Here is a 10,771-nt window from a genome sequence, read left to right on the forward strand (position 1 = left end):
CATGGCCAGGGGCAGGGGCATCCCGCACACCGACGTACTGGTCACCCTGATGGGGTCGCCGCACGGCTCCGACCTGTTCACCAGCGTGCTGCGGCTCGTGGAGGAGATGCTGCGGCAGGACGCCGCCGTACAGGTCTGGGCGTGCGGTTACGCGACGATGCTCACCCAGGAGGGCCTGGGCGAGTCCAAGCCGCGCAACCTCGCGAACTGGTCCGGCGACTACCCGTCGACCCTCACCGTGATCCGAGGACTGCTCGCGGCGCACCCGGGCCGGCTGCACTGGTACGGCTGCCGGTTCTGCAGCGACGAGCGCGGCGCCGTGGCCCACATCCCCGAAGTCAGGCTGCGGGCGCCCTCCGCCTTCGCGGAGAACGTCGCCGCGGCGGACAAGACCCTGTTCGTGGGGGTGCTCTGACCATGACGACAGCCCGTACCACCGGCCCCGGGGCCGGTGCCACCGACAACGGCCGGGTCCTCGGCATCGTCGAACGCGCCTACCGCGGCGCGGTGGAGAAGCAGTTCTTCGACGTGCTGTACATGGCGGTCGAACTCCACCGGCAACTGGGCGGCATGGACATCCTGCTGCGCGGACCGGCCGTGACCTGCGCCGTGGGGGCGGCCGAGACCGGCCCCCTGCGGTTCGGCGACCGGGTGCTGGACACCCTGACCGACCCGCGCCACGACCTGCGGGTGCTGCTGGACGCCGGAGTACGGATCTTCGTGCAGGAGGAGGACCTGACGGCCCTCGGATTCGCCCCCGGCGACCTGCTCGACGAAGTCCGCCCGGTGCCCGCCGCGGAGATGGCCGGGCGGTGGCCGGAGTACCGGATGGTGAGCTACCTGTGACCGCAGGGCACGCCCGGCCGTTCCGCGGCCGCCCCGTCCCCGGGCCTCCCGCCGCCCTCGTCCCCCGCCCAGCCCCCGTAGTCGCCAGTCGCTCCAGCCAAGGAATGGACCTCTCATGACCAAGACTGTGATCTCCGCGTGGTCGGCCGTCTCGCCGTTCGGCATGGGCCGGGACGCCTTCGTGGGCGGATTCCACGACGGCCGGTCCACGGTCGCCCCGGTCGACCGCGAGCAGTGGCAGACCCCCGACGACGAGGTCTGCCTCGTCCCCGGCTTCAGCCCGGCCGCCGCACTGGGCAAGAAGGGCACGCGCGCCATGGACCGGGCCACCGGCCTCGCGGTCTCGGCGGTGGGCCGGCTGATCGAGGAGTCGCCCTCCGACCCCGCCACCGTCACCGGTGAGGAGGTCGCGCTGGTCCTGGGCACCACCTCGGGCAGCGTGCAGAGCATGATGGACTTCACCCGCGGCGGCCTCGTCTCGGAGAAGCCCTACTTCGTCGACCCGGCGCGCTTCCCCAACGCGGTGATGAACTGCGCCGCCGGGCAGTGCGCCATCTGGCACCAGCTCAAGGGCCCCAACACCACCATCGCCGGGGGCCGGGTCTCCGGCCTGCACGCCCTGAAGTACGCCCAGCGGCTGCTGAACGCGAACCGCGCCCGCACCGTGCTGTGCGGCGCCGTCGAGGAGTACGCCGACGCCCGTGCCTGGCTGGACCGGCACGCGCGCGGCGAGGACGAGACCGGCACCGTCCACGGCGAGGGCTGCGTGATGCTCCAGATCGAGTCCGAGGGCTCGGCCCAGGGCACCCCGCTGGCGACCGTGCAGGCCGTCGAGGTGGGGGTCTTCGCGGGCGGCGGCGAGAACGCGGCCCCCGTGCTCGACACCTGCGTGCGCCGTGCGCTGGAGCGGTCCGGGACCGACCCGGCCGACGTGTGGATGGTCGCCCCGAGCGGTGCGCGGGGAGCCCTCGGCGACGCCGAGCAGTCCGTCCTGGAGGCCCGGTTCGCCCCCACGGCGGTGAACCGCGTGTCGCAGCTGATCGGCGACACCGCCGGGGCGGCGGCCATGTTCCAGATGGCCGCGGTGCTGGCCGTCGCCGAGCGGGCCGAGGCCGCGGGCAGGACCGCGGTCGTCACCGCGGTGGACCGGGACGGCGAGGCGGGCTGCGCGGTGCTGCGCCTGGGCTAGACCGCCCACCGGCCTTCCGCACCGGCCTCCCGCACCGACAAGAACGTACGGGCAGAACAGCAACGAGAGAGGACACTCCCATGACATCCGCAGTGCAGGCACTGGACCTCGAACAGCTCCGCGCGCTCATCGCCGAGGTGCTCGACGTCGAGGTCTCGGACATCGGCGACGACACGAACTTCGCCGACGACCTGGAGATCGACTCCCTGATGGCCCTGGAGGTCGTCGTGGTGCTGGAGAAGCGCTACCAGGTCAAGCTCCGCGAGGAGGAGCTCAAGCAGGTCACCTGCCTGAAGGCGGCCCACGACCTGCTGGAGCAGAAGCTGCGGACCTCGCAGTGACCGTCGCCGAATCCGTCGTCGAGTCCGTGACCGGGGTCTCCCCGGTCACGGCCGGCATCCGCGTCGTGCGGCCGGCGACGGCGGAGGAGGGGGGACGCCTGACGGCGGCCACCGTCTGCCGCGTCGACCCCGCGGAACAGATCTTCGCGGGCCACTACCCCGGATTCCCCATCTTCCCCGGGGTCTGCGTCATCGAGTGCGTACGCCGCAGCGCCCTGGCCACCGCGCCCGGCCCGGTCACGCTGGCCGCGGTGGAGTCCGCGCGCTTCCGCGGACCGGTGCTGCCCGGCGACGAACTGGCCATGGAACTCGTCTGGAAGCCCGACGGGCCCGAAGGACGGGACTGGCGGGTCACGGCGACCGCCCGCACCGACCGGGGCGACGCCGCGTCGATCCGGCTGGGCTTCAGGACGGGAGGCCGGTCGTGATCGGTACCGTCGAACTGCGCCGGCTGCTGCCGCACCGCTTCCCGATGCTGCTGGTGGACCGGGTCGACGAACTGGTGCCCGGCGAGCGACTGGTCGCCCGCAAGGCCGTCACCTGCAACGAACCCTGGTACGCCGCGCTCCCGCAGGACGCCGGACCGCAGGACCACCACTACCCCGAGGTGCTGCTCGTGGAGTCGTGGTGCCAGGCGGCGGGCGTCCTGGCCACCTGGGACGACCCCAACCCGGACGTGCTGAACGGGCAGGTGATGCTGTTCGGCGGCGTCAGCGACGCCCGGTTCGAACGGCCCGTGTTCCCCGGGGACGTGGTGGAGCACCGGGTCCGGGTCTACCGGGTGCTGAGCGACACGATGATCTTCGAGGGCGAATCGCTCGTGGACGGCGAAACGGTCATGACCGTCGCGAGGGCCACGATGGCGTTCCGCCCGGCCGAGCAGCTCCGCGCGGCCACCGGGACCTAGGGTCTTTCGTTCGGATCGAGCCCGGCACGGTCCGAACGAGAGGCACTCCAGGACCCGGAACCCTTTCCGGCACGCCCTGCCGGTCACGGAACCAGCGCCGGCCACGGTTATTCACAGAAGGAGAAACGGGTGGGAGACAAGCCGTCCCGCGTCGCGCTCGTCAGCGGCGGATCACGGGGCATCGGAAGAGCGGCGGTGCTGCGCCTGGCACAGGACGGCCACGACGTGGCCTTCTGCTACCGGTCCGACGCCGAGGCCGCGCAGGCGCTGGAGAAGGAGGTGTCCGAACTGGGCGTGCGGGCCCTCGCCGTCCGTACGGACGTCACCGACGCCCGGGCGGTGCGCGACCTGACCGAGCGCACCGAGGACGAACTCGGACCGATCGACGTACTCGTCACCTCGGCCGGCATCACCAGCGACAACCCGCTGCTGCTGATGACCGACGAGCAGTGGCACAACGTGCTGGACACCAACCTGGACGGCGTCTACCACGTCTGCCGGGCCGCCATCTTCGCGATGATGAAGCGGAAGTCCGGCTGCGTCGTCAACGTCTCGTCGGTCGCCGGGGTCTACGGCAACGCGCGGCAGACCAACTACTCGGCGTCCAAGGCCGGCATCATCGGCTTCACCAAGGCACTCGCCAAGGAGACCGGGCCGTACGGCATCCGCGCCAACGTCGTGGCGCCCGGCTTCATCGACACGGACATGACCTCCGCGCTCCAGGGCGGGGTCAAGGACCGGGCGCTGAAGTCGATCCCGCTGGGCCGGATGGGCCGGGCCGAGGAGGTCGCCGACCTCATCGCCTACCTCGCGTCCGACCGCGCCGCGTACATCACCGGTTCCGTCTTCCAGATCGACGGCGGAATCACCATCTAGTGCCATGACCGGCAACGCCCGCCCGAGGGGCCGGGCCTGCCGGGAGGGGTACCCAGCCACCGGAAGGACGGCCATGGCCAAGCGCGGCCCACGCTGGTACTTCAATTTCCGCAGCCCGTACTCCTGGCTGGCCCACCGGGACCTGGTGGACCGGCACGGCGACGTCGCCGACGCCGTCGAGTGGATCCCGTACTGGGACCCGGACCCGCGCAGCGAGAAGGCGCTGGCCGAGGCGGGCGGCTCGTTCCTCTACACCCCGATGTCGCGGGAGAAGCACTTCTACGTGCTGACCGACGTGCGCAGGCTCGCGGCCGACCGGGGCCTGACCGTCTCCTGGCCCGTCGACCGCGAACCCGTGTGGGAGGTCTCGCACCTCGCGTACTACCTGGCCGCGGACCGGGGCGTCGGCCCCCGCTACGTCGACCTCGTCTACCGCGCGCGCTTCCAGGACGGCAGGAACATCTCGGACCCCGAGGTGATCGCCGACGTGGCCGGGAGGATCGGCCTCGACCCGGCAGCGGCGGCGGCCGCGGCCGAGGACCCGGAACTGCGCTCCCGGTCCACCGAGGCCCTCGTGTCGGCCTACAAGGACGGGGTGTTCGGCCCGCCCTTCCTCATCGCGGGCCGCGAGAAGTTCTGGGGCCTGGACCGGCTCGACCGGTTCGCCGACGCCGTGCGCTCCACCGCGCCGGCCCGGCCCGAAACGGTCGCACCGGTGCCCGACGAAGCCCTGTCGACCACCGCCTCGGGAGACCTGGGGCACGCCGGAGGCTGCGGCTGACGGTCCGCCGTCGAGCCGCGCACGAAACCACGAAGCACACGATCCGAGGAGAACACACGATGTCGACCAACCCGTTCGAGGACAAGGACGCCACCTACCTGGTGCTCGTCAACGACGAGGGCCAGCACTCGCTGTGGCCGGTCTTCGCCGAGGTGCCGGCCGGATGGACCGTCGCCCTCAAGGAGTCGAGCCACGACGACGCACTCGCGTACATCGAGGAGAACTGGACCGACATGCGGCCCAAGAGCCTCGTCGCGGCGATGGAGAGCCCCGCCGCGTGACGGACCGTCCGCGCAGCGCCGTACCGGTGTGACGGAACCACGGCCGTCACACCGGTACGGCGCACGAGGACAGGGGAACGGCCCCGGAACCCGGCTGGGTTCCGGGGCCGCCGTCGTCGCGGAGGTTCCGCTCAGTGCGTGCCGACCGCCGCCAGGGACAGCCGCTCGTCGACCCGGCGCCCGAACTCCTCGGTGTCGGCCGTCAGATAGAAGTGGTCGCCGGAGAAGACCCGGAGGTTGAACGCGCCCGACGTGGTGTCGGACCACGCCCGGGTCTCCTCGACCGTGACGTCGCAGTCCGCGTCGCCGACCCAGGCCTCCACCGGGGCGGTGATCCGCAGCGAGGGGTCGGGCCGGTAGCTCCCCATGAGGGCGAAGTCGCCCCGGATCGCGGGCATCAGCAGCTCCCGCATCTCGGGACTGTCCAGGAACTTCGTGCCGTCGCCGCCCAGCCGCTCCACCTCCGCCAGGAGCCCCGCGTCCCCGCCCAGGTGCGCCTGGTTGTTGCGGTAGCGGGCCGGCGGCTGCTGGCCCGAGACGAACACCACGGTCGGCACGACACCGTGCCGGTGCTCCAGCCGGTGCGCCACCTCGAACGCCACCGACGCCCCCATGCTGTGCCCGAACAGCGCCAACGGCTGCTCCGCCACCGGCAGCAGCGCCTCGGTGAGCGCGTCGGCGAGCTCCTCCATCCGCGTCACGCACGGATCGCCCAGCCGGTCCTGCCGCCCGGGGTAGCAGGCACCCAGCAGCTCCACGTCGTCCGGCAGCCACTGCGGCCAGTTGCGGAACATGCTGGCGGCCCCGCCCGCGTGCGGCAGGCCCACCAGCCGCAGCCGCGGCCGCGGCACCCGCTTGAAGCGGCGGAACCACACATCGGTCTGCTCGGACATCCCTCTACCTCCGTCGTACGTCATCACTGGCTCGACAACTCTCCCAGTGCACCCGGCACCGCGTTGCTCTTCGTCCGGTCTGCAACAACGTGCACTCCTGCGAGAGTTGTCCGTTGCGCGAGTCAGGATGAGTACTCGCGCGCCTCCCGCGCGCTTCGCCGTGACGACCGCCGGCGGCAGGGCCCCCGCCCCGCCGCCGCATGCCGGTGTCCCAGAAAACGACCGAGGGTGGTTCCCGTTGTCCGACGTCCAGGACCTTCTTCTGCCTCTGACCGCTGCCCAGTCCGGCATCTGGTTCGCGCAGGAGCTCGACCCTGCCAACGTCATCTACAACGCGGGTGAGTACCTGGAGATCTGCGGCCAGGTCGACGTCCCGCTGTTCGAGACGGCGCTGCGACAGGTGCTGGCCGAGGCGGAGTGCCTCCGGGTGCGTTTCGTGGACACGCCCGACGGCCCCCGCCAGCGGATCGAGCCGACCCTCGACTGGTCGCTGCCCGTCACGGACGTGTCCGCCGCACCGGACCCGCGCGCGGCGGCCGAACTGCGGATGCGGGACCTGCTCGCCACCCCCAAGGACATCAGGCACGACCACCTCTTCGACTTCGAGCTGTTCCGGCTCGCCGACGACCGTTACCTGTGGCTGCACGCCTACCACCACAGCGCCGTCGACGGCTTCACCGTGGCGCTCGTGGCCCAGCGCGTCGCCGAGGTCTACACCGCGCTGGCCGGGGGCACCGAGGCGGGCGCCTGCCCCTTCGCGCCGCTGAGCGACCTCGTCGAGGCCGACCTGGCCTACCGCGCCTCCGAGCGGTTCGCCCTGGACCGCGCCTACTGGACGGACCGGCTCGCCGGCGCGCCCGGCCCGGTCGGCCCGTCCGGCGGCCGGCCCGGCACGGCCCGGCGCCTGGTGCGCCGCACCGCCCACCTCGACCGGACCACGGCCGGGGAGCTGCGGGAACTCGCGCGGGCGGCCGAGGTGTCCTGGCCGCCGGTGCTGGCCGCCGCCTTCGCCGCCTACCTCCAGCGCTGCACCGGCACCGACGAGGTGATGCTCGGGCTCCCCGTCACCACCCGGCTCGGCCGCGCGGCCCGTTCCGTGCCCGGCATGGTCTCCAACGTCCTGCCGCTGCGCCTGGCCCCGGCCCGTGACATGACCGTCGGCGAACTGCTGCGCCGCACCTCCGCCGCGATGCGGGCCGACCTGCGCCACCAGCGCTACCGCTACGAGGACCTGCGCCGCGACCTGAACCTGCTCGCCGACGACCAGAAGCTGGTCGGGCCGCAGGTCAACATCATGATGTTCGACTACGACCTGCGGTTCGCCGGGCACCGGGCCGTCGTCCACAACCTCTCCGTCGGACCCGCCGACGACATGGCCGTCGTCGTCTACGACCGCGGGAACGGCAAGGGGCTGCAGATCGACCTCGACGCCAACCCGGAGCTGTACACCCCCGACGAGATCGACGCCCACCTGAACCGCTTCCTGCGGTTCCTGGCGGAGCTCGCGGCCGGTGGGCCGGACCGGGCCGTCGGGGAGATCGACCTGCTGGACGACGCGGAGCGCCACCAGGTGCTGGAGGCGTGGAACGACACCGCGCACCCGGTGCCGTCGACCACCCTGACCGCGCTGCTGGACGCCCAGGCCCTGCGCACCCCGGACGCCACCGCCCTGGTCTTCGAGGGCACCGAACTGTCCTACGCCGAGCTGGACGAGCGGGCCGGCCGGCTGGCCCGGCTGCTCGTGACGCAGGGCGTCGGACCGGAGCGCTTCGTCGCCGTCGCCGTGCCGCGCTCGGTCGAGCTGGTGGTCGCCCTGCTCGCGGTGCTGAAGTCGGGGGCCGCGTACCTGCCGGTGGACCCGGGGTATCCGGCGGAGCGGATCGAGTTCCTGCTCCGGGACGCCGCTCCGGTGCTGGTGCTGACCACCGCCGAGGTGGCCGGGGGACTGCCGGGGACCGGCACGCCGCACCTCCTCCTGGACGCGCCCGGCACGGCGGACCTGCTGTCCGGCCACGGGCCGGACAGCGGCACCGCCCTGCCCGTCGCCGCTCCCGCCAACCCGGCGTACGTCATCTACACCTCGGGCTCCACCGGCCGCCCCAAGGGCGCGATCGTCCCCCACGCGGGCATCGTCAACCGGCTGCTGTGGATGCAGGACCACTACCGGCTCACCGCCGACGACCGCGTCCTGCAGAAGACCCCCTCCGGCTTCGACGTCTCCGTGTGGGAGTTCTTCTGGCCGCTCATCACCGGCGCGACCCTGGTCGTCGCCCGCCCCGAGGGCCACAAGGACCCCGTCTACCTGGCCGAGCTCATCCGTGAACAGGCCGTCACCACCACGCACTTCGTGCCCTCCATGCTCCAGGCGTTCCTGGCCGAGCCCGCCGCGGCCGAGTGCACCGGACTGCGCCGGGTGATCTGCAGCGGCGAGGCGCTGCCCGCCACGCTGCGCGACCGTTTCCACGCCGTCTTCGCCGGGCCGTCGGAGACCGGACTGCACAACCTGTACGGGCCCACCGAGGCATCCGTCGACGTCACCTGGTGGGCGTGCGGCCCGGAGGACAAGACCCCGTCGGTACCGATCGGCCGGCCCGTGTGGAACACCCGGGTGTACGTCCTGGACGCCGGTCTGCGGCCGGTTCCCACGGGTGCGCCGGGAGAGCTCTATCTCGCGGGCGTCCAGCTCGCCCGGGGTTATCTGGGGCGTGCGGGGTTGTCGGCGGGTCGGTTCGTGGCGGATCCGTTCGGTGTCGCGGGTGGGCGGATGTACCGGACGGGTGATGTGGTGCGTTGGTCGGTGGGGGGTGAGCTGGAGTATCTGGGGCGTGCGGATGATCAGGTGAAGGTGCGTGGTTTCCGTATCGAGTTGGGTGAGATCGAGTCGGTTGTGGGGGCTTGTCCGGGTGTGGGCCGGGTGGCTGTGGTGGTGCGTGAGGATCAGCCGGGGTCGCGGCAGATCGTTGCGTATGTGGTGCCGGTGGGTGGGCCGGTGGATGGTGTGGCTGATCCGGCAGCGCTGGTGGGCGAGTTGGAGATGCTGGGTGCGGCGGAGTTGCGGGCGTTGTCGGAAGAGCGGGGCGGCGTCGGGGCGGGTGTCGCGGATGCGGCGACGTTGCACGGTCTGGTGGCGGAGCGGGCGCGGGAGTGTCCGGACGCCGTGGCGTTGACCGTGGGCGAGGAGTCGCTTTCGTACGGTGAGTTGGATGCCCGGTCGAACCGGCTCGCGCGTCACCTGGCGGCGCGCGGGGTCTCGGCCGGCTCGCTGGTCGGGGTGTGCCTGGAGCGTGGCCCGGATCTGGTGGTGGGGCTGCTCGGTGTGTTGAAGGCGGGTGGCGCGTATGTGCCGCTGGATCCCGAATATCCGGCGGACCGGCTGGCGTTCATGGTGGAGGACACGGCGGCCGCGGTCGTGGTGACGCGCGCGGGGCTGCGGGAGCGGCTGCCCGAGGCCGGTTTCGCCGCCGTGTGCGTCGATGCCGACAGCGAGGCCATCGGCCGCGAGCCGTCCGGCGACCTGGCGGCGGATGTCGGGCCGGATGATCTGGCGTACGTGATCTACACGTCGGGTTCGACGGGTGTGCCGAAGGGTGTGCTGGTCGAGCACCGCAGTGTGGTGAACCGGTTGCGGGGTACGGACGGGGACTTCGGGTTCGGTCCTGAGGATGTGTGGACGCTGTTCCACTCGTTCGCGTTCGACTTCTCGGTGTGGGAGATCTGGGGCGCGCTGACGTACGGCGGCCGGCTTGTGGTGGTGGACCACGACACGTCGCGGGATGCGGCTGCCTTCGCCCGCCTGTTGGTGGAGCGGAAGGTGACGGTGCTGAACCAGACGCCGTCGGCGTTCGGTCTGYTGCAGCAGGTGGTGGACCGGGATGTCGCGGGYCAACTGGCTTTGCGGCTGGTCGTGTTCGGTGGCGAGGCGTTGCACCCCGCGCGTCTGGAGCCGTGGTGGGCGGCTGTGGGCGAGGATGGWCCGCGGCTGGTGAACATGTACGGGATCACCGAGACCACGGTGCATGTGACCGCTCGCGAGATCACCCCCGCCGACACCGCGAACACCGGGGTCTCCCCGATCGGCCGGCCGCTGGCCGACACGGGCACGTACGTGCTCGACGCGGCCGGCCGTGTGGTGCCGGTCGGTGTGGCGGGGGAACTGTGGGTCTCGGGTACCGGTGTGGCCCGTGGCTATCTGAATCGCGCGGAGCTGACGGCGGAGCGGTTCGTGGAGCGGGAGGTCGGTGGGACGGTCCGCCGGATGTACCGCTCGGGCGACCTGGTGCGCAGGACCTCCGACGGCGAGCTGGAGTACCTGGGACGGCTCGACGACCAGGTCAAGATCCGCGGTTTCCGCATCGAACTCGGCGAGATCGAAGCCGCGCTGACAGCACACCCCGACATCTCGGCATGCACGGTCCTGATGCGCGAGGACACCCCCGGCGAACAACGCCTCGTCGCCTACGCCGTGCCGGCGGCGGGCGACGCGGAGCCGAGCGTCACGGACCTGCGCGAGTGGTGCGGCCGCACGCTCCCCGGCCACATGGTGCCCAGCGCCTTCGTSCTCCTSGAYGWGCTGCCRCTGACCGGAAACGGCAAGGTGGACCGCAAGGCCCTGCCCGCCCCCGGCGGCGCCCCGCTCTTCCGACAACGCCCGCAACTC

11 protein-coding genes are annotated in these 10,771 nt (G+C 72.0%); 10 read left to right on the forward strand and 1 reads right to left on the reverse strand.

The window, feature by feature from the left end; all coding sequences use genetic code 11:
* The first annotated feature begins 1 nt into the window (after position 1).
* The 9 genes from EAO76_RS16500 (at position 2) to EAO76_RS16540 (ending at position 5,221) form a co-directional block, all read left to right on the forward strand.
* A complete protein-coding gene (locus EAO76_RS16500; protein ID WP_148836720.1) occupies positions 2 to 415 on the forward strand; it encodes a hypothetical protein in 414 nt (137 codons plus the stop codon).
* A gap of 2 nt (positions 416 to 417) precedes the next feature.
* Positions 418 to 846, forward strand: coding sequence for a hypothetical protein (locus EAO76_RS16505; protein ID WP_148836721.1), 429 nt, complete (start codon positions 418 to 420; stop codon positions 844 to 846).
* A 115-nt stretch (positions 847 to 961) separates the two neighbouring features.
* Positions 962 to 2,035, forward strand: coding sequence for a beta-ketoacyl synthase N-terminal-like domain-containing protein (locus tag EAO76_RS16510; protein WP_148836722.1), 1,074 nt, complete (start codon positions 962 to 964; stop codon positions 2,033 to 2,035).
* Between the two features lie 80 nt (positions 2,036 to 2,115).
* Positions 2,116 to 2,376, forward strand: coding sequence for an acyl carrier protein (locus tag EAO76_RS16515; RefSeq protein WP_148836723.1), 261 nt, complete (start codon positions 2,116 to 2,118; stop codon positions 2,374 to 2,376).
* Positions 2,373 to 2,804 carry a 3-hydroxyacyl-ACP dehydratase FabZ family protein gene (locus EAO76_RS16520; RefSeq protein WP_148836724.1) on the forward strand — a complete coding sequence of 144 codons (432 nt, stop codon included), beginning with the start codon at positions 2,373 to 2,375 and terminating at the stop codon, positions 2,802 to 2,804. The genes EAO76_RS16515 and EAO76_RS16520 overlap by 4 nt, the downstream gene beginning before the upstream one ends.
* A complete protein-coding gene (locus tag EAO76_RS16525; protein WP_148836725.1) occupies positions 2,801 to 3,283 on the forward strand; it encodes a 3-hydroxyacyl-ACP dehydratase FabZ family protein in 483 nt (160 codons plus the stop codon). The genes EAO76_RS16520 and EAO76_RS16525 overlap by 4 nt, the downstream gene beginning before the upstream one ends.
* A 129-nt stretch (positions 3,284 to 3,412) precedes the next feature.
* Entirely contained in the window at positions 3,413 to 4,159 is a 747-nt protein-coding gene (fabG, locus tag EAO76_RS16530; protein ID WP_148836726.1) for a 3-oxoacyl-[acyl-carrier-protein] reductase, read from the forward strand.
* Between the two features lie 73 nt (positions 4,160 to 4,232).
* Positions 4,233 to 4,940, forward strand: a complete 708-nt coding sequence (locus EAO76_RS16535; RefSeq protein WP_148836727.1) for a 2-hydroxychromene-2-carboxylate isomerase — start codon at positions 4,233 to 4,235, stop codon at positions 4,938 to 4,940.
* Positions 4,941 to 4,999: 59 nt separating this feature from the next.
* Positions 5,000 to 5,221, forward strand: a complete 222-nt coding sequence (locus EAO76_RS16540; protein WP_148836728.1) for an MbtH family protein — start codon at positions 5,000 to 5,002, stop codon at positions 5,219 to 5,221.
* A 131-nt stretch (positions 5,222 to 5,352) separates the two neighbouring features.
* Here EAO76_RS16540 and EAO76_RS16545 read toward each other — a convergent pair whose 3' ends face one another.
* Positions 5,353 to 6,114 carry a thioesterase gene (locus tag EAO76_RS16545; RefSeq protein WP_187438658.1) on the reverse strand — a complete coding sequence of 254 codons (762 nt, stop codon included), beginning with the start codon at positions 6,112 to 6,114 and terminating at the stop codon, positions 5,353 to 5,355.
* Between the two features lie 238 nt (positions 6,115 to 6,352).
* On the opposite strand from EAO76_RS16545, the gene EAO76_RS16550 reads away from it, so the two are divergent.
* Positions 6,353 to 10,771: amino acid adenylation domain-containing protein (locus tag EAO76_RS16550; protein WP_187438659.1), on the forward strand; the 4,419-nt coding region annotated here is incomplete at its 3' end.

Source organism: Streptomyces sp. sk2.1, assembly GCF_008120935.1.
Lineage (GTDB): Bacteria > Actinomycetota > Actinomycetes > Streptomycetales > Streptomycetaceae > Streptomyces.

What these genes read in the sequence shown, in the direction of transcription:
- EAO76_RS16500 (WP_148836720.1), top strand. Translation starts at nt 2, where the DNA reads ATGGCCAGGGGCAGGGGCATCCCGCACACCGACGTACTGGTCACCCTG.
- EAO76_RS16505 (WP_148836721.1), top strand. Translation starts at nt 418, where the DNA reads ATGACGACAGCCCGTACCACCGGCCCCGGGGCCGGTGCCACCGACAAC.
- EAO76_RS16510 (WP_148836722.1), top strand. Translation starts at nt 962, where the DNA reads ATGACCAAGACTGTGATCTCCGCGTGGTCGGCCGTCTCGCCGTTCGGC.
- EAO76_RS16515 (WP_148836723.1), top strand. Translation starts at nt 2,116, where the DNA reads ATGACATCCGCAGTGCAGGCACTGGACCTCGAACAGCTCCGCGCGCTC.
- EAO76_RS16535 (WP_148836727.1), top strand. Translation starts at nt 4,233, where the DNA reads ATGGCCAAGCGCGGCCCACGCTGGTACTTCAATTTCCGCAGCCCGTAC.
- EAO76_RS16540 (WP_148836728.1), top strand. Translation starts at nt 5,000, where the DNA reads ATGTCGACCAACCCGTTCGAGGACAAGGACGCCACCTACCTGGTGCTC.
- EAO76_RS16545 (WP_187438658.1), bottom strand. Translation starts at nt 6,114, where the DNA reads ATGTCCGAGCAGACCGATGTGTGGTTCCGCCGCTTCAAGCGGGTGCCG.